Here is a 21,631-nt window from a genome sequence, read left to right as displayed (position 1 = left end):
CGAATCCCGTATGACTGCACTCCGGAACGACACCTCCTCTCGGTCGGCGACGCGTCTCGTTCAGCCATCAGTTCGCACCCCGCTGGCCGTCGACGGACGCAACGAACGCGGCGGACGACGAGCGGTCGACACACCCAGCCGATGAGTGAGGTCGATCCGCTGTTCGCCCGGCCCCTTGTCCCCGTCTCGAACGACGCCGACGCGGCGCGAACGGCCGCGGCGGTCTTTCCGTACCTCGCGGCCGTCGACGGACGGGCTACGGTCGTTCACGTGATCGAGAAAGCCGGCGGTGCTCCCGATAAAGCTCCACTCGAACAGCGCGAGGAGTTGGCCGAGGAACTCTTCGCGGACGTTCGCGAGGCGGCGGCCGACGCCGGCGTCGATGTCGAGACCGAACTCCGCTACGGCACTGACGTCGCGGAGACGATCCTCGACGCCGCACGCGAGACCGACGCGACCGCGATCGTCTTCGCCCACCGCGGCGGGCGAGCGTGGTGGAACCTCTTCAGCGGCGACGTCCGTGAGACGCTCACCACCGAAAGCGACGTGCCAGTGGTCGTCTTCCCGGAAGGCGTCGACGACGCCGAGACGCCTGGTGATGACGACGACGCAGGGACGCCTGACGACGACGCAGACGCGTCCGCCGAGGACGACGCAGAAACGTCCGACGAATCGTCCGACTCCGACGGAGGTGACGCAGCGTGAGTCACTCGTACTCCTCTCGCCTCACCGTACCGTCACACGGAGGTGACGCAGCGTGAGTCAAGAGGAGGAACTCGCCAAAGACCTCGGCCCCCTCGCCGCGCTGACGATCGGCGTCGGGACGATGATCGGGGCCGGTATCTTCGTGCTGCCCGGCGACGCGATCCTGCGAGCCGGCTCGTTTGCGTCCGTGGCCTTCATTCTCGGCGGCGTGATCGCGATGTTCACGGCGCTGTCGGCCAGCGAACTCGGCACGGCGATGCCCCGTTCCGGTGGCGCGTACTACTACGTCAACCACGCGCTCGGGCCGCTACTCGGGTCGGTCGCCGGCTGGGCGAACTGGCTCGGACTCGCCTTCGCCAGCGCGTTCTATATGGTCGGATTCGGGCGCTACATCTCCCGGATCTTCGGCGTCAGCGGGACGATCGGGATCGGTCCGATCGGGCTCAACGTCGTGACGATCGCCGCGCTCGTCGGCGGCGCGTTCTTCGTCTTCATCAACTACGTGGGCGCGAAAGAGACGGGACGGTTACAGAACGTCATCGTCGTCCTCCTGGTCGCCATTCTCGCCGTGTTCACGTTACTGGGGACGTTCCGGGCCGATCCCGCAAATCTCCCCGCGCCCAGTACCGTCGGTGAGACGCTCGGCACGACGGGGTTCATCTTCGTGTCGTACCTCGGGTTCGTCCAGATCACGAGCGTCGCCGAGGAGATCAAAGATCCCGGGCGGAACCTCCCGCGGGCGGTCATCGGAAGCGTCGTGCTCGTCACGGCGATCTACGCGCTGGTCCTCGTCGTGATGAGCGCCGCCGTCCCCCAGGGGTTCATCGCGGATCTCGTCACTGATCTCGCGCCGGGGGAGACACAGCCGATCGCCGTCGTCGAAGTCGGCCGACAGATCCAGGGCGCCCTGATGGGTGGGGCGCTCCTGTTCGGCGGCCTCCTCGCGACAGCCTCCAGCGCGAACGCCTCGATCCTCGCGTCCTCGCGGATCAACTTCGCGATGGGTCGCGACCGCATCGTCACGCCCGCGCTGAACGAGATCCACCCCCGCTTCGGGACGCCGTACCGATCGATCGGGATCACGGGCGGACTCATCCTCGTGTTCATCCTCCTGGGCGACATCAATCTGCTCTCCGGGGCCGCGTCCGGACTGCACCTCATCATTTACGGGCTGTTGAACGTCGCGCTGGTCGCGATGCGCTACGTGGATCCCGAAGACTACCAGCCCGACTTCACGGTCCCGCTGTTCCCCATCTTACCGATTCTGGGGACCGTGTTCTCCTTCGCGCTACTGGCGTACGTCGAGTCCGACGCCAGACTGCTGTCCTTCGTCATCGCCGCCGCAGCTATCGTCTGGTACCTCGTGTACGCTCGCGGAAAAACGACGAAGCAGGGTATCCTCGGCGAGTACGTCCTCCAGCGCTCGGAGTCGATGCCGGATGCGGCCGTCTCGGCCGCCACGTCGGTCCAACCCGACGGCGGCAACTACCGCGTTCTGGTCCCGCTCGCGAACCCCGAGCACGAGACGGACCTCATCACCCTCGCGAGCGCGCTCGCGAAACAGCGGGATGGGACGGTCGTCGCCGTCCACATCGAGCAGGTGCCGGACCAGACCGCACTCGAATCCGCGCGAGAGAAGTGGGACTTCTCGGCGTCGCACCAACTCCTCGATCAAGCACGCGAGGACGCAGAAACGTTCGACGTCCCTGTCGAGACCCACACCGTGCTCTCCCACCAGAGCTTCGAGGGTATCTTCGACGCCGCGAAGACCTACGACGCTGACCTGACGGTGATGGGCTGGGGGCCGGACTCCCACGGCGCGCCGGGTCGCGCCGAGAGCGCCATCGACGAACTCGCGTCGTCGCTCCCGTGTGACTTCCTCGTGATGAAGGACCGCGGCTTCGATCCCTCGGAGATCCTGCTTCCGACCGCTGGCGGCCCGGACTCGGAGCTCTCGGCGGGCATCGCGAACGCGCTACAGCAGGAGTACGGATCCGAGGTGTCGCTCCTCCACGTCGCGGACGACAAAGCCGAAGGCGAGGCGTTCCTCGAAGCGTGGGCCGACGAAAACAACCTCGCCGACGCGACGCTGATCGTCGAGACCGGCGACGTCGAGGAAGCGATCGAACGCCACGCCGCCAACGCGTCGATGCTCGTCGTCGGCGCGACGGAGCGCGGTCTCCTCTCGCGACTCGTCCGTGGCACGCTCGTCCTCGACGTCATCGAAGAGGTCGAGTGCTCGGTGCTGCTCGCCGAGCGGGCACGGGATCGGTCGCTGTGGCAGCGGCTCTTCGGCGGCGGGTCCTGATACTGTCGGATAGCCGTTCACGAATCATATGCCACCCGCGGGGTGTCAATATGATTCACGAACGTCCGTCCGACAGTATGAAAAACGATCGACAGCGGTCAGCGATCAGGCTTCGTTCGAGCCGACGAACTTCTCTGCGCCCTCGTAGAACCAGTAGCCGTTCTCGCGCATCGCGCGACCGACGGCCTTGTGGAACGAGACGAGGTCGTCGAACTCCGCTTGGTCGACGTGCTCGAAGATGTCAGCGACGGAGACGACGCGCTCGTAGTCGAGTCGAACGGGGTCGTCGCCGTACTCCGCGACGAACTCCTCGCGGGACAGCGGGAAATCCTCGTCCTCGTCGACCTTCTTCGCGATCACCGCGTGGCCGTACTTGCGTCGTCCCTCAGATCCCTGCTCGCCGTCGGGGTCGTGTGGCCAGTCCATACCCGCGTGTTGGGAGGCCACGGCAAAGCCGTTACGCATCTGTCGGCGCGGGGTGCGACGGCGACGCGGTCACGGCGGACGCACGGCTCGCGGTGTTCGTGTGGGGTCGTGTGCGGGAGGATATGCGGTGGGACTGGGATTCGAACCCAGGAGGCATAACGCCACCTGCTTTCAAGGCAGGCGCAATAGGCCGCTCTGCCATCCCACCGCAGGTGGTCGTTTCTGACGGCGCGTCTAAGAGTTGTCGGTCGCGGCCGACGGCCCGCGGACGCGAGAGATCAAGGTAAGGCGCCGGCCCGGCCTACTCCCGTACGAGCGTCAGGTCACCGTCCGCCGCGTCGTCCGCGACGACCGAGAGTCCCGCGTCGACGACGAACTCCGCGGTGTGCTCGGGGACGACGCGCTCGGCCTGCCAGCGTGCGCGGATCGACGAGACCAGCGTGGCGAGGTCCGAGCCGGTCCGGACCGTCGGCTGCATCTGCATAAATCCGACGCCGCGGTCGGCGTCGTTCGCGCTGGCGACGAGCGTCTCCAGTTCCGGCGCGGTGAACGCGCCCTCGAAGTCGATCGGGGCTTTGAAGCCCGCGAAGTAGACGCGTCCGTCGGTCGACGGCCCGAGGACGACCTCGTTGGTGCGGAGCTTCATCGCCGCCGAATCCACCGTCGAGCGGAGTAAGAACGGTGCGTCACCGCGGACGACGGCGGCCGACTGGACACCCTCCTCGCGGAGGAGGTGTGTGATCGTGTTCCCCGCACGCGCGGAGAAATTCGAGCCGACCTGCACCTCGAAGCGCGCCTCCTCGGGATCGTCGAGAACGTCCGTTGCGATCGCACGCAGCGCGTCCTCGGCCGACTCGTCGGGATCGACGGAGGCGTCCGGGAGGTGGTCGTCCGGACGGTAGTTCACGAGCAGTTCGCCCCCGGAGCGCTCGACAGCACGGAGCGTATCGCGGAGCATCGCCTCCGAGAGCGCTGCGGCCTCCGACTCCGAGAGTGGGCTCGTCGCTGCGAGCCGCGGTAGTGCGAGTCCCGGGCGTGGCGGATCGGCCAAGACGGCGACGACGGTCATACCTTCCTCTCGGCGGTCGGCGCTCTTCAACCCGACGTTCCCGCATCCGACTCGGCACGGCCGCTCACCCTGCGCTTGCGTCAGCGACTCAGCGTCCGCGACGGCCCTTCGTCTGCCGATAGTCCCGCGAGAAGACGTTGTCGAGGAGGTGCTCGACGAACGCCTCGGTCTGGGCGTCGGTCTGGGATTCGAGTGGGAGCATCGGGACGAGTTCGAAGCCGCGCCCGCGGATCGTCGTCGCGTGCGCGTCCTCGACGTCGACGTCGCCGGGACTGTTCGTCGTGTAGTCGGTCGCGAGCGCGTCGAGCGTCCGTTGGCCGATCGGGACGATGATCTCGGGGTTGATCATCCGGATTTCGGCGTTGAGGTACGGCTCACACGTCCGGACCTCCTCGTCGGTCGGCGGGCGCTCGGGGTGTCGACAGCGCGTGAGGTACGTTACGAAGACGTTCTGGAGGTCCGGCTCGTCGGCGTCGGGGGCCGAGCGCGCGAAGCCCAGTTCGCCCAGAATCGACTGGAGGCGCTCACCGGGCGTATCGCCCGTGAAGGGCACGCCGGTCCGGTCGGCGCCGGCGTGCGGCCGTTCGGCGACGAAGAGGAACTCCCCGCCGACGTCGCCGTAGCCGTGCACGACGTTGGTCCGGGCGTCACAGAGGCCGGCGCAGTTCCGGCAGTCGGCGTCCATACTGAACGGGTTCTCGAGCGAGTCCTGTTCGGCGTCCACACCGGGTGTCGGTCCCCCGCAGTCAAAAGATGTCGCATCCGGGAAGCGGCGGCGCCGCGAGTGAGCGCTCCGGCGCGGGCTTACTGCCGCGTCGCGGCGTCGCGCCGGCGAACCACGCCGACCATATCCGCCACGTTCTCGGTCATCAGGCGGAAGGCGTCGGCCGTCTCCCCGTCTTCTAAGACGACCGGGTCGCCGCCATCGCCGCCGGTTCGGACCGACGGATCCAGGGGGAGCGCACCCAGGAAGGGCAGATCGTTCTCGGCGGCGAAGGCCTCGCCGCCGCCCGCGCCGAAGATGTCGTGACTCGATCCGCAGTCCGGACACCGGAACGACGACATATTCTCGACGATCCCCAGGACGTTCGTGTCGTGTTTGCCGAACATCTCCAGTCCCTTGCGTGCGTCGTCGACCGCGACGTCCTGTGGCGTCGTGACGATCACCGCGCCCGTGAGCGGGAGCGTCTGGAGGACGGTCAGTTGCGTGTCGCCGGTGCCCGGCGGGAGATCGAGCACCAGATAGTCGAGTTCGCCCCACTGGACGTCCTCGACGAGTTGGGTGAGAAGCTGGTGCACCATCGGGCCGCGCCAGATGACCGGGTCGTCCTCGCCGACGAGGAAGGCCATCGACATCAGTTTCATCCCGTACTTCTCTGGCGGGACGATCGTCTGGTCGTCGGCGGCCTGCGGGGCCTCGTCGGCGGCGACCATCCGGGGCACGTTCGGGCCGTAGACGTCGGCGTCGAACAGGCCGACGCGGGCACCGAGTTTCGAGAGCCCGGCGGCGAGATTGACCGCGACGGTCGACTTCCCGACGCCGCCCTTCCCCGAGGCGACCGCGATCACGTTCGTCACGTCGGGAAGGACGTCCTCGTCGGGATCGACTTCCGAGGGGACGCTCGCTGTGAGGTCGACGTCGTACCCGGTGTCCGAAAGTGCGTCCCGGACGTCGTTCGCGATCTGCGTCTCGGTCGGCGAGAAGGGCGCGCCGAGCGCGAGCGAGATACGAACGGAGTTGGCGTCGTCGTCGACGTCGACGGCGTTGACGAGACCGAGCGAGACGATGTCGTCGCCGAGGTCTGGATCCGAGACCGCGCGGAGGCGTTCGCGGACGGCTTCGACGTTCATACAGCGCAGTCGGTGGGAACGGCCGATAAGGGTTTTGCCCAGGACGGTAACGGATCTGGGTAATATCGACCCAATATGTAAATATAAATGATTACGTAGCGGTCCAGAGCGGCGGCGAATTTATCAGCATCCCCACGAAGACACTGACGATGCTCGAAGACGACTTCGGGCGCGAGGTGTCCGGCGTTCGCGTCTCCCTGACCGACCGATGCAACTTCGATTGCGTCTACTGTCACAACGAGGGGCTCGGCGACACCCGTGGCCCAATGGACCCACAGGACGACGAGATGAGCGCCGACGACGTCGTGCGTTTTCTGGAAGTCGTCTCGGAGTTCGGCGTCCGGAAGGTAAAGTTCACCGGCGGAGAGCCGATGCTCAGAGGAGACCTCGAAGAGATCATCGAACGCACGCCCGACTCGATGGAAGTCTCGTTGACGACGAACGGTACCTTCCTCCCGGGTCGTGCCGAGGACCTCCGGGAGGCCGGCCTCGAACGCGTCAACGTCTCACAGGACGCGCTCGACCCCGAGGCGTTCGCCGAAATCACGCAGTCCGGCGCGTACGAGAAGGTCATCGAAGGCGTCGAAGCCGCGCTCGAAGCCGGACTCGATCCGGTGAAACTGAACATGGTCGTCTTCGAACACACGGCCGGCTACGTCGAGGGGATGGTCGACCACGTCGCGGAGAACCCCGGACTCCAACTCCAACTCATCGAGTATATGCCGGAGTTGACCGGCCACCCCGAGTGGAACATCGACATCCAGCGCGTCCACAATTGGCTCGCAGAGACGGCCGATCGGGTCGAGACCCGCGAGATGCACAACCGCCGGCGGTACTACGTCGGGGAGGGGATGGTCGAGATCGTCGATCCCGTCGAGAACCCGAACTTCTGTGCGAACTGTCACCGCGTACGCGTCACGCACGAAGGGTATCTGAAGGGCTGTCTGAACCGCAACGACGATCTGCGCTCGATGGGCGAGATGACACGCGAGGAGATCCGCGAGACCTTCCGCGAGACCGTCGCCAACCGCGTCCCCTACTACGGCGAGTATATGATCAGAGAGGACGGCGAGTGGGTCGTCAACGACGAGTACATCGACGCGCCGATCTCACACTCCTGACTTGTCGGACATACCTGCAGAAGAATCGGCCCCGCAGTAGTGACTGCTCAGTGCCGACGTACGCCGACCGGCCCGGCTTTCGCGGCGGTTGTGCGCGTCGGTGAACATTCTAAACAATATTAATGCCTCGCCGCCACGTATCGGGAGATATGACCACGCCCGAGATCGCCCTCTTCGACGCATCCGTGGGCGACACTGCGGCCGAGCGGAACTTCCGGCGCGCGCTCGACGCAGACGTGACGGTCTTCAAAGTGAGCGAGAGCGAGTTCCCCGAGTGGCCCGGTGCCGACGGCTCGTGGCCCTACGACGCCGTCGTCGTGTCCGGGTCGCAGACGGCCGTCTACGACCGCGAATCGTGGATGGACACCCTCGTCGAGCTCGTCCGTGACCTGCACGAACTCGGCGTCCCGATGCTCGGCGTCTGTTGGGGCCACCAGTTGCTCGCCGACGCGCTCGGCGGGTGCGTCGCCGAGATGGACGAGTACGAACTCGGCTATCGCCGCATCGAGCGCTACGACGACTCGCCGCTTTTCACGGGACTGCCCGGCGAGTTTCTCGCCTTCGAGTCGCACTCCGACGAGGTGCTGCAGCTCCCCCCCGGCGCGATCGAACTCGCCGGCAACGAGCAGTCCTGTCAGGCGTTCTCGCTGGGACCGACGTTCGGCGTTCAGTTCCACCCCGAGTACGACCTCGAAACGGCGCGTGAGGTCGCAGAAGACAAGCGCGGCGACGTCCCCGACGCGACGGTCGAGGCGGTCCTCGCGGATATCACCACCGAGCGACACGCCGAGACGGAAGTCGTGACACAGCTCTTCGACAACTTCCTGGCCGTGGTCGAACGGGTGACGGGACAGCAAGTCCCTGCCGTCGACGATTAGGTCGTCGACCGACTCGGGATGCCGCGTTTCTCTCCGAATCGGAAGCGGCGACCGTCAGTTGGAGATACGACGGGTCAAAGAGCAGACAGCGTCAGCGACGAACGGGTCAGAGAACAGATAGCGTCAGCAATCGAGCGGCGGGAGAGTCGCTCAGCGGCCGATTACACCGAGTCTGGATCTTCGAGGAACGCGTCGATAGCGTCGCCGCCCTGGAAGCCGCTGGCCAGCCTCCCGACGATTTCGCCGTCCTCGAAGAGGACGAGCGTCGGCGCGCTCTGGATCTGGAAGCGCTCGATGAGCCCTGGATCGTCACGCGGATTCACCACGCCGACGGCGAGGTCGTCGTGCGCGCGGGCAACGTTGCCGATCACGGGCTCGATGCTCGCACACAGCGCACAGCCCTCGGTGTAGAACTCGACGAGCACACGCTCGTGCTCGGCGACGAGGGCGTCGAGGTCGGCTTCGCTGTCGAGGCGTACGGGTCGTCCAGGTGTCGAATCGGCTGCGGGGGCGTCGGTGCTCACAGGTGTGAAATGGTCGTCCACGGATATATATTGCCGGCAGCCTGACCGATCCCGCGCACACCCGGTACGGAATCTCGTACCACACCGACGTGACGGAGCGGGAGCCGCACTTGAGAGCGGCCTCGCTGCGTGGGTCCGTCGCCGGTGGCATCAGTCCCGACGCGCCGCTCGAAGCGGGCTGCGGTTCGTGGCCGCCGGGTGGTCGCTGTCGGCCACTTTTCGACGCCGACGAGGCCGTGTGGAGCGGTCTCACTCCAGTGCCCTATCGTGATGTTTAAGTAGTGACCACGACTTGTTCCGACTGCGATACGCTGTAGGGAGGTCCGCTCCCGAGTCCGAGAGGGCGACAGTACCAGACCGAGTGTGTTGCGGTAGCCAAGCCTGGCCCAAGGCGCAGGGTTGCTAACTCTGTGGCGTAATGCCTCCGGGGTTCGAATCCCCGCCGCAACGCTCACCAGACTTTCCAAAAAGTCATGAGTGCAGAAGAACCACAGGACGACGCTCCCGAGGAGGAGGAAGACCTCCGATACTTCGTCCGGATCGGACAAACCGATCTCGACGGGACGAAGACGGTAGAGCGGAGTCTCACCGACATGAAAGGTATCGGCAAGCGCACGGCGCGCATCGTTGCCGAGGCCGCAGACGTAGACCGACACGCGACGTTCGGTCTGCTCGAGGACGACGAGATCGACGCAGTCGTCGACGCCGTCGAGAACTTCGACGAGCACATCCCCGAGTGGATGGCCAACCGCCGAAGCGACTTCTTCAGCGGGGAGACCACCCACGTCACCGGCTCGGACCTCGAAGAAAAGCGCCGCCACGACATCAACCGGATGAAGATGATCGACTCCTACAAGGGCGTCCGACACCAGCGCGGACAGAAGGTCCGCGGACAGCGGACGAAGTCCACGGGACGTACCGAGGGGACGATCGGCGTCAACGTCGAGGCGATCAAAGAGGAGGCGGCCGAGGAGGCCGCCGAAGGCGGCGAGGAAGAGTAAACGATGGCGACCGGAAACAACACCAAGCGTTACGAGACGCCGAATCATCCCTACCAGGGCGAGCGCATCGCTCAGGAGGGCGATCTTCTCGGACGCTACGGCCTGAAGAACAAAGAGGAGCTCTGGCGAGCCCAATCGGAGCTCCGTAACTACCGACGAGAGGCACGACGTCTCATCGGCGAGGCCCAGGGCGACCTGGAGGAAGCCGAGGCGGCCGGCGTGGAGTTCCTCACTCGGCTCCGCCGCTACGGCATCCTCTCGGAGGACGACGACATCAGTCGCGTCCTCGGACTCGACGTCACCGACATTCTCGAACGCCGACTCCAGACTGTCGCGTACCGCAAGGGCCTCGCGAGCACGCCCAAGCAGGCGCGTCAGTTCATCGTCCACGGCCACGTCGTCGTCGGCGACGCCCGCGTCTCCCGTCCCTCGAAGAAGGTCGAGGTCGCGGAAGAGGACGGCATCGAGTTCGACGAGACGAGTCCGCTCGCGGACGAGCTACACCCCGAGCGCGCAGAGGGGCAGGAGTAATCCATGAGCGAATCCGAGACAACCCGAGACAAGTGGGGTATCGCCCACGTCCACGCGTCGTTCAACAACACGCTCATCACGGTGACGGATCTGACCGGCGCCGAGACGATCGTGAAGTCGTCCGGCGGTGCCGTGGTGAAGCAGAACCGCGACGAGGCGTCGCCGTACGCCGCGATGCAGATGGCGGAGTCCGTCGCAGAAGAGATCAAAGCAGCCGGCATCGAGGGCCTGCACGTTCGCGTCCGTGGCCCGGGCGGGAACGGCAACAAGAGCCCCGGCCCCGGCGCGCAGGCGACGATCCGCGCGCTGGCCCGTGCTGGTCTCGAAATCGGCCGCATCGAGGACGTCACACCGATCCCGCACGACGGGACTCGAGCGCCGAAAAACAGCCGTCTCTAAGGATTAACAGATGACGAACGATTTCGAGGTCGAGTTCATCGAACGCGGCGACCGGAAGGCCCGGTTCCTCGTCCGCGGCGTGTCGCCAGCCGTCGCTAACGGCATCCGCCGAGCGATGGTCGCCGACGTGCCGACGTTCAGCATCGACACCGTCCGGTTCGTCGAGAACTCGTCGGTGATGTTCGACGAGATGATCGGCCTCCGACTGGGGCTCGTGCCGCTGACGACGCCCCTCGACGACTTCGAAGAGGGTGACGTCGTCACCCTCTCGCTGGACGTTCAGGGGCCGGCGACGGCGTACTCGGGCGACCTCGTGTCGGCCGACGACCTCGTGCAGCCGGCCGACCAGAACGTCCCCATCGTCGAGCTGAAAGAGGACCAACACCTCGAATTCGAGGCCGACGCGGTTCTCGACAGCGGGAAGGCGCACGCCAAACACCAGGGCGGCGTCTCCGTCGGCTACCGACACCTCCAGCGCGTGGAGGCCGTCGGCGACGCCGGCGAGTTCGAGTCGCAGGAGCCCAACATCCTGCGGGGCGTGATCGAGGAGGCGGCCGCGGAACACGCCGAAGACGAGAGCGCCGAAGACGGCGATCTCGTCGCCACCGACACGTTCGACAACGACCTCACGAACCGGTATCCGGGGAAGGAGGTCGAGGTCCACGACGTGCCCGAGGCGTTCGTCTTCCACGTGGAGACGGACGGGTCGTTCACGGTCGAGGAACTGGTCCTGCGGGCCGCCGAATCGCTCGGCGACCGCGCAGCCGAACTCGAAGAGAAGGTAGCGATATAGTACGATGTCTGTCCCTTCACTCATCACCCGACGCTCGCCCGCCGCGTCGCCGAATCCGGCGACGCGCACCCTGAGCGCCGCGAACGGCGCGGTCGCACGCGGTCGCGGACGGCGTCGCCAGATCGAAAGGAGTTTGAAGGGGCATGCAGTAGAACGGAGTGCGAGCAGGGATAGCCAAGTCTGGCCAACGGCGCAGCGTTCAGGGCGCTGTCCCATAGGGGTCCGCAGGTTCAAATCCTGCTCCCTGCACTCCGTTTTCTCTCACTCTCAGGAGGTAGACAATGAGTAAGACGAATCCGAGACTCAACAGTCTCATCGCCGAGCTGAAGGCGGTCTCTCGCGAGTCCGGTGCCAATGTCTGGCAGGACGTCGCGGACCGTCTGGAGAAGCCGCGGCGCACCCACGCGGAGGTCAACCTCGGGCGTATCGAACGATACGCGCGAGAAGACGAGACCGTCGTCGTCCCCGGCAAAGTGCTGGGGAGTGGTGCGCTGCAGAAGAACGTTACAGTTGCGGCGGTCGACTTCTCGTCGTCCGCTCGAAAGAAGATCGAACAGGTCGGGGACACGGTGGCGCTCGAACGCATCATCGAAGAGAACCCCGACGGCAGCAACGTACGGGTGATTCGATGAGCCTCGCCGAATTCGACGCCGACGTCGTCGTCGACGCGCGAAACTGCATCGTCGGCCGTGTCGCCAGCGAGGTCGCCCAGAAGGCCCTCGCCGGCGAGTCGGTCGCCATCGTCAACGCCGAGGACGCCGTCATCACGGGGTCCGAGGACGACGTGATGAGCACCTACCGCAAGCGCGCCAACGTCGGTTCCGACCGCGGCCCGCACTACCCGACGCGCCCCGACGGTATGTTCAAGCGCTCGGTTCGCGGAATGCTCCCGTACAAAGAACAGCGAGGCCGAGAAGCGCTCTCGAACGTCCGCGTCTACGTGGGCAACCCGTTCGACGAGGACGGCGAGGCGATCGACGGCACCACGCTGGATCGACTCTCGAACATCAAGTTCCTCTCGCTCGGAGAGATTTCCGAGAATCTGGGTGCGAAAGTCACATGGTAACGAATACCTCTGGCAAGAAGAAGACGGCCATCGCCCGCGCAACCGTGCGCGACGGCGAGGGTCGCGTCCGAATCGACTCCCAGCCGGTCGAGCTCGTCGAGCCGGAGATGGCCCGCCTGAAGATGCTGGAGCCGTTCCGCATCGCCGGCGAGGATCTCCGATCGCAGGTCGACATCGACGTCAGCGTCTCCGGCGGCGGCTTCGCCGGGCAGGCTGACGCCGCGCGGACGGCCATCGCCCGCGGGCTAGTGCAGCATCTCAACGACGCGGAGCTTCGCGACGCGTACATGGACTTCGACCGCTCGCTCCTCGTCAACGACGTGCGCCAGTCCGAGCCCAAGAAGTGGGGCGGACCGGGTGCACGAGCGCGCTATCAGAAGTCCTACCGCTGAGGTGATCCAACTATGATGATACCCGTCCGGTGTTTCACCTGCGGCAACGTCGTCGGCGAACACTGGGACGAGTTCAAGGAGCGTGCCCGCGAGGGCGACGAGGATCCGGCGACGGTCCTCGACGACCTCGGGGTCGAACGACACTGCTGTCGGCGGATGATGGTCTCGCACAAAGACCTCGTCGACGTCGTCGCACCCTACCAATGAGCGGACGCACCCAGTACAACCGATACGAGAAGGCCCGCATCCTCGGCGCGCGAGCGCTGCAGGTGTCCTACGGCGCCCCGGTACTCGTCGACACCGACCAGTCGGAACCGATCCTGGTCGCGGCCGAAGAGTACGACGCCGGCGTGCTGCCGTTCACGGTAAACCGCGAGGGCAACTGAAATGACGCTCATCACGAGTATTGCGCTCCGGCGCGTTCTCGACTCCCGCGGCAACCCGACGGTCGAGGCTGACGTGCTGACCGAATCCGGCGGGTTCGGCCGTGCAGCGGCCCCCAGCGGGGCGAGCACGGGCGAGTACGAGGCGATCGAACTGGAGCCTGCAGAGGCCATCGCGGCGGCGCGGGAACACGCGATCCCGCGTCTCGTCGGGGCGGTCCACGCCGGCAACCAGCGCGACGTCGACGCCGCACTCCACGCCGCAGACGGCACGGAGAACTTCTCGCAGATCGGTGCCAACAGCGCCGTCGCCATCTCGATGGCGGCCGCGAAGGCTGGCGCCGACGTGCTCGGTGCTCCGCTGTACCAGCATCTGGGTGGGACGTTCCGCGGCGCGTCGTTCCCGACGCCGCTCGGCAACGTCGTCGGCGGCGGCGAGCACGCCAAGGAAGCGACGCACATCCAGGAGTTCCTCGCCGCGCCGGTCGGCGCGCCGAGCATCTCCGAGGCCGTCTTCGCGAACGCCGCCGTGCACGCGCGCATCTCCGAGATCCTCGACGACCGCGGGGTTCCCGCGGCGAAGGGCGACGAGGGCGCGTGGGCACCGCCGATCTCGGACGCCGAGGCGTTCGAGGTCGTCGATCAGGCCGTCTCCGAGACGGCTGACGAACTCGGCTTCGAGATCAAGTTCGGCCTGGATATGGCCGCCGCTGAACTCTACGACGCCGACGAGGACGGCTACGTCTACGGTGACGACGTCAAATCGACCGCCGAACAGGTCGACTACGTCGCCGAGATGGTCGAGGAGTACGACCTCGTCTACGTCGAGGACCCCCTCGACGAGGACGACTACGAGGGCTTCGCGGACCTCACCGAACGCGTCGGCGACCAGACGCTCATCTGCGGCGACGACCTCTTCGTGACGAACGTCGAGCGCCTGCAGGCGGGTATCGACGCCGACGCCGCCAACTCGATCCTCATCAAACCGAACCAGATCGGATCGCTGTCGGACGCCTTCGACGCGATCGAACTGGCGACCGAGAACGGGTACGAGACGGTCGTCTCCCACCGCTCGGGCGAGACCGAGGACACGACGATCGCACACCTCGCCGTCGCCACCGACGCCGGCTTCATCAAGACCGGCACGGTGCAGGGCGAGCGAACTGCCAAACTCAACGAACTCATCCGCATCGCGGACGACGCAGTATGACAGAGAACGACAACGACGCGGTCGAAGTCGTCGACGACGAGACGGACGCGGACGAAGCCGCAGACGACGTCGAGACGACCGAGGCCGACGCCGAGACGGCCGAAACGGTCGCCGAGGCTGCCGAAGACGAGGTCGCCGACGAGAGCGCGGCCGACGAGGCTGCCGAGGCCGAAGCACCCGAAGAAGAGGACGCGGCACCCACGTTCGACGAGGACGTGATGCCCGACGAGGAGGCCGACCTCCTCATCCCCGTCGAGGACTACCTCTCCGCGGGAGTCCACATCGGGACCCAACAGAAGACCGAGGATATGGAGCGGTTCATCCACCGCGTCCGCGACGACGGGCTGTACGTCTTAGACGTCAGCCGGACCGACTCGCGGATCCGGACGGCCGCAGACTTCCTCGCGAACTACGACCCCGAGCAGATCCTGGTCACGAGTTCGCGCCAGTACGGCCGCTTCCCGGCGACGAAGTTCGCCGACGCGGTCGGCGCGCGCGCCCGGACCGGCCGATTCATCCCGGGGACGCTGACGAACCCCGACTACGACGGCTACATCGAACCCGACGTCCTCGTCGTCACCGACCCGATCGGCGACGCCCAGGCCGTCAAGGAGGCCATCACGGTCGGCATCCCGGTCATCGCAATGTGTGACTCGAACAACCAGACGAGCAACGTCGACCTCGTCGTGCCGACGAACAACAAGGGTCGACGCGCGCTGTCGGTCGTCTACTGGCTGCTCGCCAACGAGACGCTCGACCGCCGCGGAAGCGACACCGTCTACGCCCTCGAAGACTTCGAGGCCGAGATCTAACGCGGCTTTCCGACGCTCGATCGCCTTTTCTCGGTGCACGGCTGACGACAGATAGCGACCGCGCCGTCGGGCTCGCACCGTGGCAATAGTTATTCGTGTGACACGCATACACACACACGTATGCCGACGCTACTTCACCAGCTCACCGTCGAAGACCTCGCGGCGGCGATCGACGCCGGTGACGATCTCACCATCGTCGACACGCGCCAACCCGAGAGTTTCGAGGCGTGGCACGTCCCGGACGCAGTGAACGTCCCGTATCATCCGATCGATGGGCTCGGCGACGGTCTCGACTGGGACGACGTCGACGCGATCGCCGGCAGCGGCCCAGTCGCTGTGATCTGCGCGAGGGGGCTCACCTCGACGTCGTTCGGGTTCGAACTGTCGAACCGCGGTCACGACGACGTCGCCGTCGTCAAAGGTGGAATGGAGGACTGGAGCAAACTCTACGACGTCGTCGACGTCGACACGGACAGCGGCCTGTTCCTCGCGCAGGTGCAACGGCGTGCGAAGGGCTGTCTCGGCTACGTCGTCGGCGACCACGACGCGGGTGAGGCGATCGTCGTCGACGCCACCCGCCAGGATCACGAGTTCGAACTCGTCGCGGCCGACGCGGGGCTGACGATCACGGGCGTCGTGGACACGCACGTCCACGCGGATCACATCTCCGGGGGGCGCGCGCTCGCCGAGCGGCTCTCGGTCCCCTATTACCTGAGCGCGGCGGCGACCGAGCGCGACGTGGCCTACGAGTACGAGCCGATCGCGGACGGCGACACGCTCGCCGTCGGCGACGTCGGCGCGAATGTCATCGCCGCACCGGGCCACACCACCGAACAGATGAACCTCGTCGTCGACGAGCAGTATCTCCTCTCGGCTGACGCGCTGTTCGTCGAATCCGTGGGGCGGACGGAACTTGAGTTCGGCGAGGGCGGCGCGGCGCACGGCGCGGAACTCCTCTACGAGACGTTACACGAGACGTACGCACCACTCTCGGACGACGTCGTCGTCCTCCCCGGCCACGTCTCCGTCGACGCCGAGGGGCGCTTCGGCGCCGGCCAACCGGGCGAACTCGTCGCGGCGACACTCGGCGAACTCCGCGAGGGGCTGGAACTCTTCCGGCTCGAGAAGTCGGCGTTCGTCGATCGCGTCACCGATCGAACGACCGAGAAGCCGCCGAACTACGAGACCGTCATCGACGTGAATCGCGGGCGGCGTGACCTCGACGAAGACGAAGCGACCGGGGTCGAACTCGGCCCCAACAACTGCGCCGTGTAGTGGCTCCCACGACCCGGAGACCTGCCCGTCCGTGAACAAGGGTTTTGCGGGCTGGCCCCCACGAGTGTGTATGGACCTCTATCGGAGCGTTCGGGCGATCGCGGGCGCGTCCGGCGGCGGTAGCGATCGAACGATCGACTGGACGGCGGTCGCGACGGCTGCGAAGGGGGCCGCCGACGCGGGTGATCTCGACTTGACACCCGCAGACCGCGAAGGCTACGCGGCCGACGTCCGCGACGCCCGCGAGCGACTGCGAGCGGTCGGTGGCCTCTCCTTCGACGTGCCCGACTCGATCGAAGTCCAGAACCGCCACCACTGGATCGACGCGAACGTCTCGACGTTCAGCCGAGTGATGCACCCTCTCGAATCGGACGTTCGCGTCGCCTTCCCGAACGCGACGCGCGTGATAAACACCGGGTCGATGTCGTTCGTGCTCGCGTTCCTCGCCTCCCACGTCCTCGGACAGTACGATCCGCTCCTCTTGGCCGACCGCGACGGACACGGGCGTGGCGACGCTGGAAACGGCGACCACGGCCTCTACTTCGTCCACCCGAACATCGTCGCGGCCGCCGCGGAGCTCGACGTCGACTACCCCCGCTTCCGCCGCTGGATCGCCTTCCACGAAGTCGCTCACGCCGCGGAGTTCGGTGCCGCCCCGTGGCTGTCGGAGTACCTCGAATCTCGGATGGAAGACGGCTTAGAGACGCTCGCCAGCGGCGGTCTCGACAGCGAAGCGTTTCACGACCTCAACGTCGCGATGACCGCCGTCGAGGGCTACGCGGAGATGCTGATGGACCGCGCGTTCGACGCCGAATACGAGGACTTGCGCGCGAAACTCGACGCGCGGCGTCGCGGTGGCGGTCCGCTGGCACGCCTGGCCCGCCGGCTACTCGGTCTCGGCCTGAAGCGCCGACAGTACGAGCGCGGCGCGCGCTTCTTCGAGACGATCGCCGACCGTCGGAGCGTCGCGGCCGCCGCGGCCGTCTGGGAGCGTCCGCAGAACCTCCCGACTAACGCAGAGCTCGACAATCCGGCCGAGTGGCTCGCCCGCGTCGACCCGTAGCACGGCGAGACACCCCGGGAGCAACCGTCATACTCTTTCTGTCGGGGGCTGTACGGTCGCGTATGCGCGTCAGAGACTGGCAGGACATCCTCGCGGACGTGACCGACGCCGACGTCGACCCCGACGGGTGGCGGGCCGTCGCCGGCGACCGACGCGGCGGACTCGGAGAGGATCTCTTTCTCGGCCACCCGGACGCCGGCGTGTACGCGTTGAAGACGTACACGAAGAACCCGACCGAACTCCGGGGCGTCGGGAGCCACGTCGCCCGACGGATCGACGACGACCTCGAACCCCTCCTTCCGAATCGAGACCGGGACGAGGGCGGTCGTTTCGCCGTCCAGTCGCCGCCCGAGGACGAAGACCACGCCAAGTCGATGGCGAAGCACCTCGAAGAGACGGTCAAAGTCCACGCGGAGGCGCCGACCACGCCGGAGGATTTCTTCACGGATATGATGGACGCGCTCGACAGCCCGGCGTTCGGCCCGATGGACTACGAGTTCGACGGCCGACCGGATCGCCTCGACGACCTCACAGACGAGTTCGCCGACGCCGACGAGTTGCTCTCGAACGATCTCGACGACCTCGTCGAGGAGGACGGCGTCGGCCGCGGGTTCCAGTGAGCCGTCGTCCTGCGGACCCACGTGCAGTCTGTGCATCTTCCGGTAGATGCCAGCCGATGGGGACTCGGATGGAGGGGTCCTGAGTGGTCGGGCCAAGTATGACAGACGAGGAGCGCGACCTCGCGAGCCAGCGACTCAAGATCGGCTTTATCGCGCTCGTCGCGTTCTCGGGGGCACTCATCGCCATCCAGGCCGGCGGGTCGCTCACACTCGTCGCCGCAGGCTTCGTTGCCGGTCTCGTACTCGGAGCCGTCCTCCTGTGGTTCCTGATCCGCTGGTGGGCGGAGTTCCTCCCGGCGCCGGACCGCGGTCGGCGGTGAGGTCCGGTCGACAGCGAGAGCGGGGGACAGTGAGACCCGGGCGACGATGGAATCCGACCGACGATGGAATCCGACCGACGATGGAATCCGACCGACCGATAGCGTCTTACCGCCCGACCCGCAGGTAGGCTACGTGAAGCTGCGCGGCCGCATCGTCGACGTTGGCGACGAACGCGAGGTAGATACGACCTACGGAACGCGCTCGCTCGCGGAGGTGACAGTCCGTCCCGACGGCGCCGCGCTCGGCGCTGCGCCGGTGCTGGACGAGACCGACGTGGACGCCGACGCGGCGACAGTCCAACTCACCCTCTGGGGCAAGTGGACGCAGACCGTCGAGCACGCCGAGGCCGGGATGGAACTTCTCGCGACGGGGGTAGAGGAGTCGGAGTATCAGGGCGAGACGACCTACTCGACGACCGGCGAGTCCTACGTCGTCCTCGAACCGGGCTTTCTCGTCGACGTGACCGACGTTCGCTCGTGGGTGCAGTGTCCGCGGATGTACTACCTGAACAAGCTCTCGGGAATCCCGCTCAACTACCCGGTGGTCAAGGGGACGATCGTCCACGAGGTGTTCGGCGATCTGCTTCGGGACCGCGACCTCGACACGGCGATCGAGGACCGAGTCCACGAAGCCGGCCTGGAACTGGGACTGCTCGGCCACGACGCCGAGGAGGTCCGCGACGAGGTGCGTCGCAACGCGGCCGCGATCGAGGGATGGCTCGCCCAGGGCACGCTCACCGAGGAGGACAAGTGGCGCTCCGAGTACACCCTCATCTCGCCGACGTTCGGGATCAAGGGCCGCGCCGACGCGCTCCGCCGCGGGATGCCCGTCGAACTCAAGACCGGCAAGAACACGAAGCGAGAGCCGCGCTTCCACGACAAGATTCAGGCGGCCGCCTACGCGCTCGTCCTCTCCGAGCGCGGCGTGCCCGCCGATACGGGGACACTGCTCTACACCAAAAACACCGCCTTAGAGCGCAACGAGGAGACGGGTGACCTCTCGCCGGCCAAGGACTTCTCGATCGGCACCGGCCTCCTGCAGTTCGTCGTCCGGACGCGAAACGAGATCGCCGCGATGGAGTACGACGCCGACATCCCGACCGGCTACGAGGCCGACGCGAAGTGCGAGTACTGCTTCGAGCGCGACACCTGTATGGTCGTCTCGGGACGCCTCGACCAGGAGTCGAAGGCCGGCCAGGTCGGCACCGCGGTCCCCACGGAGGAACGGGAGTACTTCGATCGGTTCTACGAGGCCATCGAGGCCGAGCGCCGGGAGGTCCACGCCGAATACCGGAAGCTCTGGGAGCAGTCCGCCGACGAGCGAGCCGACGACGACCGAGCGCTGATCGACCTCGAACCCGCGGGGCGAACGGAACTCGACGACGGCCGGTGGGAACTCCGCGCGAGAAAGCCCGGCGACGCCGTCTCGAAACTCCGCGCCGGCGACGTCGCGCTCGCGAGCGACGGCGACCCCGTCGACGGACACGCCGAGCTCTGTCGGATCCGCGAGTTGGGCGAGGAGGTCGTGATCACCGCAGACGAACCGCTCGACGTCCGTCGACTCGACGTCTATCCCTCCGAGATCGGCGTCGATCGGATGCTCACCGCGCTCCACGATTTCATTCTGAAGGGCAATCCCGACCGAAAAGACGCCGTGTTCGGCCGTCGCGATCCGGCGTTCGCCGACCGAGCGGCCGAGACGTACGTCGACAACAACGACGCACAGAACCGCGCGGTGCGGCTGGCGGTCAACGCTGAAGACTTCGCGCTCGTCCACGGTCCGCCGGGGACGGGCAAGACCTACACGATCGCCCAGATCGTCCGCGCGCTGGTCGACCGCGGCGACAGGGTGTTGCTGTCTGCGTTCACGAACCGCGCGGTCGACAACGCGCTCGAAGCGGTGCGCGACCAAGGCGTCGCGGACGTCGTCCGCGTCGGGACCGAGAACGGCGTCCGCGAGGATATGATGGACGTGCGGCTCGAACGCGGCGGAGAGCCCAACGAACGCGCCGCGGCGCTCCGTGAGGCGCCGGTCGTCGCCGCCACGACGGCCACCTGCGGTTCGCGCGTGATGCGCGAGCAGTCCTTCGACGTCGCGCTCGTCGACGAGGCCTCGCAGTTGACCGAGCCCGGAACGCTCGCGGCGGTCTCGCTGGCCGACCGGTTCGTCCTCGTCGGCGACCACGAGCAGCTCCCGCCGGTCGTCCAGGCCGAAAACGACCTCCAGACGTCGCTGTTCGAGCGGCTGATCGAATCCCATCCAGACGCCTCGGTCTTGCTCGATCGCCAGTATCGGATGTCCCAGCGCATCCAGGCGTTCTCCTCGACGGAGTTCTACGACGGCGCGCTCCGCCCGGCGAACGGTGCCGTCGCGGCCCAGCGCCTCTCGGATCTCGGCGTCGACGAGGCATCGCTGCCGCCGGCACTTCGCGATCCCGTCGCTTTCGTCGATCCCGACGGCGAGCGCGTCGGCAACACGAACCCCGTCGAGGCGGATCGGGTGGCCGAGATCGTCGACGCGTACGTCGCCGCCGGCGTCGATCCCGACGACATCGGCGTCATCGCCCCGTTCCGCGCGCAGGTCGCCGAGATCGCCCGCCGCACGGACGTGACTGTCGACACGGTCGACCGCTTTCAGGGCTCCTCGAAGGAAGTGATCGTGGTGTCGTTCGTCGCCACCGGCGCGCTCGACGGGCCGATCTTCGAGGACTTCCGCCGCACCAACGTCGCGCTCACGCGGGCGAAGAAGGCGCTCGCGCTCGTCGGCGACGCCGAGGCCCTCTCCTCGAACGCGTTCTACGAGCGGCTTTTAGAGTGGGCCCGGCGCTGAGCGCGACGGGGAGCAGAGCCAGACGTTCGCGACTCACGTTGCTGCACTGCGTGC

26 protein-coding genes and 3 tRNA genes are annotated in these 21,631 nt (G+C 66.7%); 23 read left to right on the top strand and 6 right to left on the bottom strand.

Annotated elements, in window-relative coordinates; genetic code table 11:
- Positions 1–10: 10 nt before the first annotated feature.
- Genes D3D02_RS21475 through D3D02_RS07375 form a run of 3 tightly spaced genes read left to right on the top strand, consistent with a single transcriptional unit; the run spans position 11 to position 3,013 of the window.
- Entirely contained in the window at positions 11–145 is a 135-nt protein-coding gene (locus D3D02_RS21475; protein ID WP_255410147.1) for a hypothetical protein, read from the top strand.
- Entirely contained in the window at positions 142–705 is a 564-nt protein-coding gene (locus tag D3D02_RS07380) for a universal stress protein (RefSeq protein WP_121569336.1), read from the top strand. Before D3D02_RS21475 ends, D3D02_RS07380 begins: the two co-directional genes overlap by 4 nt.
- 52 nt (positions 706–757) lie before the next feature.
- Positions 758–3,013: an amino acid permease gene (locus D3D02_RS07375; RefSeq protein WP_121569335.1), complete on the top strand. Its 2,256-nt coding sequence runs from the start codon at positions 758–760 to the stop codon at positions 3,011–3,013.
- Positions 3,014–3,118: 105 nt separating this feature from the next.
- Here the strand turns inward: D3D02_RS07375 and D3D02_RS07370 are convergent, their stop codons facing one another.
- The 5 genes from D3D02_RS07370 to D3D02_RS07350 form a co-directional block, all read right to left on the bottom strand.
- On the bottom strand, positions 3,119–3,439 hold the full coding sequence (locus tag D3D02_RS07370; protein ID WP_121569334.1) for a DUF5785 family protein: 321 nt from the start codon (positions 3,437–3,439) through the stop codon (positions 3,119–3,121).
- Between the two features lie 125 nt (positions 3,440–3,564).
- Positions 3,565–3,647: transfer RNA gene (locus D3D02_RS07365), tRNA-Ser, on the bottom strand.
- 93 nt (positions 3,648–3,740) lie between these two features.
- Positions 3,741–4,508 (bottom strand): DUF2064 domain-containing protein, encoded by a 768-nt coding sequence (locus tag D3D02_RS07360; RefSeq protein WP_121569333.1) that lies wholly within the window; start codon positions 4,506–4,508, stop codon positions 3,741–3,743.
- An 88-nt stretch (positions 4,509–4,596) separates the two neighbouring features.
- Entirely contained in the window at positions 4,597–5,232 is a 636-nt protein-coding gene (locus D3D02_RS07355; protein ID WP_394337718.1) for a uracil-DNA glycosylase family protein, read from the bottom strand.
- Between the two features lie 80 nt (positions 5,233–5,312).
- Entirely contained in the window at positions 5,313–6,359 is a 1,047-nt protein-coding gene (locus D3D02_RS07350; protein ID WP_121569332.1) for an Mrp/NBP35 family ATP-binding protein, read from the bottom strand.
- A gap of 149 nt (positions 6,360–6,508) precedes the next feature.
- On the opposite strand from D3D02_RS07350, the gene moaA reads away from it, so the two are divergent.
- Both moaA and D3D02_RS07340 read left to right on the top strand, forming a co-directional pair.
- Entirely contained in the window at positions 6,509–7,480 is a 972-nt protein-coding gene (moaA, locus tag D3D02_RS07345; RefSeq protein WP_121569331.1) for a GTP 3',8-cyclase MoaA, read from the top strand.
- A gap of 149 nt (positions 7,481–7,629) precedes the next feature.
- Positions 7,630–8,358, top strand: a complete 729-nt coding sequence (locus D3D02_RS07340; RefSeq protein WP_121569330.1) for a type 1 glutamine amidotransferase — start codon at positions 7,630–7,632, stop codon at positions 8,356–8,358.
- A gap of 161 nt (positions 8,359–8,519) precedes the next feature.
- On the opposite strand, the gene D3D02_RS07335 is transcribed toward D3D02_RS07340, so the two are convergent.
- Entirely contained in the window at positions 8,520–8,882 is a 363-nt protein-coding gene (locus D3D02_RS07335) for a co-chaperone YbbN (RefSeq protein WP_121569329.1), read from the bottom strand.
- Between the two features lie 365 nt (positions 8,883–9,247).
- On the opposite strand from D3D02_RS07335, the gene D3D02_RS07330 reads away from it, so the two are divergent.
- The 18 genes from D3D02_RS07330 (at position 9,248) to D3D02_RS07245 (ending at position 21,577) form a co-directional block, all read left to right on the top strand.
- Positions 9,248–9,332 (top strand) — tRNA-Ser (locus tag D3D02_RS07330).
- A gap of 23 nt (positions 9,333–9,355) precedes the next feature.
- Complete coding sequence (locus D3D02_RS07325; protein WP_121569328.1) at positions 9,356–9,883, top strand: 30S ribosomal protein S13; 528 nt, start codon at positions 9,356–9,358, stop codon at positions 9,881–9,883.
- 3 nt (positions 9,884–9,886) lie between these two features.
- Positions 9,887–10,414 carry a 30S ribosomal protein S4 gene (locus D3D02_RS07320; RefSeq protein WP_121569327.1) on the top strand — a complete coding sequence of 176 codons (528 nt, stop codon included), beginning with the start codon at positions 9,887–9,889 and terminating at the stop codon, positions 10,412–10,414.
- Positions 10,415–10,417: 3 nt separating this feature from the next.
- A complete protein-coding gene (locus D3D02_RS07315) occupies positions 10,418–10,813 on the top strand; it encodes a 30S ribosomal protein S11 (RefSeq protein ID WP_121559362.1) in 396 nt (131 codons plus the stop codon).
- Between the two features lie 10 nt (positions 10,814–10,823).
- Positions 10,824–11,606, top strand: a complete 783-nt coding sequence (locus D3D02_RS07310; protein WP_121569326.1) for a DNA-directed RNA polymerase subunit D — start codon at positions 10,824–10,826, stop codon at positions 11,604–11,606.
- Positions 11,607–11,770: 164 nt separating this feature from the next.
- A tRNA-Leu gene (locus tag D3D02_RS07305) sits at positions 11,771–11,855 on the top strand.
- Positions 11,856–11,887: 32 nt separating this feature from the next.
- Complete coding sequence (locus D3D02_RS07300) at positions 11,888–12,238, top strand: 50S ribosomal protein L18e (protein ID WP_121569325.1); 351 nt, start codon at positions 11,888–11,890, stop codon at positions 12,236–12,238.
- Complete coding sequence (locus tag D3D02_RS07295; RefSeq protein WP_121569324.1) at positions 12,235–12,672, top strand: 50S ribosomal protein L13; 438 nt, start codon at positions 12,235–12,237, stop codon at positions 12,670–12,672. The genes D3D02_RS07300 and D3D02_RS07295 overlap by 4 nt, the downstream gene beginning before the upstream one ends.
- Positions 12,666–13,064 carry a 30S ribosomal protein S9 gene (locus D3D02_RS07290; RefSeq protein WP_121569323.1) on the top strand — a complete coding sequence of 133 codons (399 nt, stop codon included), beginning with the start codon at positions 12,666–12,668 and terminating at the stop codon, positions 13,062–13,064. The genes D3D02_RS07295 and D3D02_RS07290 overlap by 7 nt, the downstream gene beginning before the upstream one ends.
- Positions 13,065–13,076: 12 nt before the next feature.
- Positions 13,077–13,271, top strand: a complete 195-nt coding sequence (locus tag D3D02_RS07285) for a DNA-directed RNA polymerase subunit N (protein WP_121569322.1) — start codon at positions 13,077–13,079, stop codon at positions 13,269–13,271.
- On the top strand, positions 13,268–13,450 hold the full coding sequence (locus D3D02_RS07280; RefSeq protein WP_121559356.1) for a DNA-directed RNA polymerase subunit K: 183 nt from the start codon (positions 13,268–13,270) through the stop codon (positions 13,448–13,450). The genes D3D02_RS07285 and D3D02_RS07280 overlap by 4 nt, the downstream gene beginning before the upstream one ends.
- A gap of 1 nt (position 13,451) precedes the next feature.
- Entirely contained in the window at positions 13,452–14,657 is a 1,206-nt protein-coding gene (gene eno, locus D3D02_RS07275) for a phosphopyruvate hydratase (RefSeq protein WP_121569321.1), read from the top strand.
- Positions 14,654–15,469, top strand: a complete 816-nt coding sequence (gene rpsB / locus D3D02_RS07270; RefSeq protein ID WP_121569320.1) for a 30S ribosomal protein S2 — start codon at positions 14,654–14,656, stop codon at positions 15,467–15,469. Before eno ends, rpsB begins: the two co-directional genes overlap by 4 nt.
- Positions 15,470–15,589: 120 nt before the next feature.
- Positions 15,590–16,744, top strand: a complete 1,155-nt coding sequence (locus D3D02_RS07265; RefSeq protein ID WP_121569319.1) for a rhodanese-like domain-containing protein — start codon at positions 15,590–15,592, stop codon at positions 16,742–16,744.
- 70 nt (positions 16,745–16,814) lie between these two features.
- Entirely contained in the window at positions 16,815–17,807 is a 993-nt protein-coding gene (locus D3D02_RS07260; RefSeq protein ID WP_121569318.1) for a zinc-dependent metalloprotease, read from the top strand.
- A 62-nt stretch (positions 17,808–17,869) separates the two neighbouring features.
- Entirely contained in the window at positions 17,870–18,427 is a 558-nt protein-coding gene (locus D3D02_RS07255) for a hypothetical protein (protein ID WP_121569317.1), read from the top strand.
- A 98-nt stretch (positions 18,428–18,525) separates the two neighbouring features.
- A complete protein-coding gene (locus D3D02_RS07250) occupies positions 18,526–18,747 on the top strand; it encodes a hypothetical protein (protein WP_394337717.1) in 222 nt (73 codons plus the stop codon).
- 133 nt (positions 18,748–18,880) lie between these two features.
- Complete coding sequence (locus D3D02_RS07245) at positions 18,881–21,577, top strand: AAA domain-containing protein (protein ID WP_121569527.1); 2,697 nt, start codon at positions 18,881–18,883, stop codon at positions 21,575–21,577.
- The last annotated feature ends 54 nt before the right edge of the window (positions 21,578–21,631 follow it).

The sequence above is a fragment of the Halobellus sp. Atlit-38R genome, assembly GCF_003665925.1.
In the GTDB taxonomy this organism is placed as follows: domain Archaea; phylum Halobacteriota; class Halobacteria; order Halobacteriales; family Haloferacaceae; genus Haloquadratum; species Haloquadratum inordinatus.
This window is presented reverse-complemented; position numbering and strand designations above follow the sequence as displayed.

Bases quoted from the DNA above. Each gene is read 5' to 3' on its own strand.
- D3D02_RS07280 (WP_121559356.1), top strand. From the start codon at position 13,268: ATGAGCGGACGCACCCAGTACAACCGATACGAGAAGGCCCGCATCCTC.
- D3D02_RS07360 (WP_121569333.1), bottom strand. From the start codon at position 4,508: ATGACCGTCGTCGCCGTCTTGGCCGATCCGCCACGCCCGGGACTCGCA.
- D3D02_RS07265 (WP_121569319.1), top strand. From the start codon at position 15,590: ATGCCGACGCTACTTCACCAGCTCACCGTCGAAGACCTCGCGGCGGCG.
- eno (WP_121569321.1), top strand. From the start codon at position 13,452: ATGACGCTCATCACGAGTATTGCGCTCCGGCGCGTTCTCGACTCCCGC.
- D3D02_RS07320 (WP_121569327.1), top strand. From the start codon at position 9,887: ATGGCGACCGGAAACAACACCAAGCGTTACGAGACGCCGAATCATCCC.
- D3D02_RS07260 (WP_121569318.1), top strand. From the start codon at position 16,815: ATGGACCTCTATCGGAGCGTTCGGGCGATCGCGGGCGCGTCCGGCGGC.
- D3D02_RS07315 (WP_121559362.1), top strand. From the start codon at position 10,418: ATGAGCGAATCCGAGACAACCCGAGACAAGTGGGGTATCGCCCACGTC.
- D3D02_RS07285 (WP_121569322.1), top strand. From the start codon at position 13,077: ATGATGATACCCGTCCGGTGTTTCACCTGCGGCAACGTCGTCGGCGAA.
- D3D02_RS07295 (WP_121569324.1), top strand. From the start codon at position 12,235: ATGAGCCTCGCCGAATTCGACGCCGACGTCGTCGTCGACGCGCGAAAC.
- D3D02_RS07290 (WP_121569323.1), top strand. From the start codon at position 12,666: ATGGTAACGAATACCTCTGGCAAGAAGAAGACGGCCATCGCCCGCGCA.
- D3D02_RS07325 (WP_121569328.1), top strand. From the start codon at position 9,356: ATGAGTGCAGAAGAACCACAGGACGACGCTCCCGAGGAGGAGGAAGAC.
- D3D02_RS07255 (WP_121569317.1), top strand. From the start codon at position 17,870: ATGCGCGTCAGAGACTGGCAGGACATCCTCGCGGACGTGACCGACGCC.
- D3D02_RS21475 (WP_255410147.1), top strand. From the start codon at position 11: ATGACTGCACTCCGGAACGACACCTCCTCTCGGTCGGCGACGCGTCTC.
- D3D02_RS07370 (WP_121569334.1), bottom strand. From the start codon at position 3,439: ATGGACTGGCCACACGACCCCGACGGCGAGCAGGGATCTGAGGGACGA.
- moaA (WP_121569331.1), top strand. From the start codon at position 6,509: ATGCTCGAAGACGACTTCGGGCGCGAGGTGTCCGGCGTTCGCGTCTCC.
- D3D02_RS07250 (WP_394337717.1), top strand. From the start codon at position 18,526: ATGACAGACGAGGAGCGCGACCTCGCGAGCCAGCGACTCAAGATCGGC.
- D3D02_RS07350 (WP_121569332.1), bottom strand. From the start codon at position 6,359: ATGAACGTCGAAGCCGTCCGCGAACGCCTCCGCGCGGTCTCGGATCCA.
- D3D02_RS07340 (WP_121569330.1), top strand. From the start codon at position 7,630: ATGACCACGCCCGAGATCGCCCTCTTCGACGCATCCGTGGGCGACACT.
- D3D02_RS07310 (WP_121569326.1), top strand. From the start codon at position 10,824: ATGACGAACGATTTCGAGGTCGAGTTCATCGAACGCGGCGACCGGAAG.
- D3D02_RS07300 (WP_121569325.1), top strand. From the start codon at position 11,888: ATGAGTAAGACGAATCCGAGACTCAACAGTCTCATCGCCGAGCTGAAG.
- rpsB (WP_121569320.1), top strand. From the start codon at position 14,654: ATGACAGAGAACGACAACGACGCGGTCGAAGTCGTCGACGACGAGACG.
- D3D02_RS07380 (WP_121569336.1), top strand. From the start codon at position 142: ATGAGTGAGGTCGATCCGCTGTTCGCCCGGCCCCTTGTCCCCGTCTCG.